Raw genomic sequence first — 932 nt, forward strand, 5'->3', positions numbered from 1 at the left:
GCAATCGCTGCCACATTGCGCAGTACATGGGCCCAGCACAGCTGACGCTGGCTGCTGTCGATGAAACGGTATCCTGCGTACTGGTCTGTCACCAACACGCCATCCAATTCTGAGCCCAGCAGCCGTTTGGCCGCATCCTGACCCCGGCCAAACGCCGTCATGAAACAGACGGCCACCTTGCTCAGTGCCAGCCACATCCAGCGCCGCTCACCACCACGCTGATGCCGTGTTTCATCGGCATGGATACAGGAGGCTGATTGCACTTGTTGTTTGATGGCCTGGTGCGTCGGGGTCAACATGGCACTGACTCGCCCTTGCGCCTCGCTGATGGCGCCGCGACTGAAGCTCAGGCCGAAGTGCTGTTTAAGCTGTTGTTGTATCTGGCTAATGCTCTGGTGAAACAGACCACTTTGCAGGGCGATGTAGCTCAGCAGGTTGGTCCCCATCTGGCTGCTGCTCACCGTCTCGGGCAACGGAGCCGGGCTGGTCTCGATGCAATGACAACAGGTGCCGCTAAAGAGCTGATGTTCGGTCACCCTGTAGCTGACCTCGGGCAGGTCAAAGACCTGATGGACGCGGTAGGGTTTGTCATGAAATACCACATTGCCCCCACAGCAGGCGCACTGTCTGGCAGGGTAATGGGGTATTACCGTCAGCCGTTCATCCGCTGGATGACGCTCACGCCGAGCGCCTTTGTGGCCCGGTTGGGCGCCGCGTTTTTTACCTGAGGCAAGGCGCGGCCGAGCAGGTGGTGGTGAGCCTGGCCCATCACTGGAAGGAGGCTTGGAGGAATTGCCGCTGTGCTGGTTGAGTCGGTCTTCTAGCTCGGCGATGCGCGCCATCAGCTTCTGAATAAGTTCATTAGCCTGCTCAAGGGTCAGCGGCGAAGCGGCCGGTGGGGTCATGGATGTGCTCATGCCCCTGATGGTGCC

1 pseudogene is annotated in these 932 nt (G+C 59.8%); it reads right to left on the reverse strand.

Annotated elements, in window-relative coordinates:
- A pseudogene (locus J9889_RS23060) lies at positions 1-917 on the reverse strand (IS66-like element ISUnCu16 family transposase); the annotation flags it as partial.
- Between the last annotated feature and the right edge of the window lie 15 nt (positions 918-932).

The sequence above is a fragment of the Aeromonas sp. PrichA-15 genome (assembly GCF_017939245.1).
Lineage (GTDB): Bacteria > Pseudomonadota > Gammaproteobacteria > Enterobacterales > Aeromonadaceae > Aeromonas > Aeromonas caviae.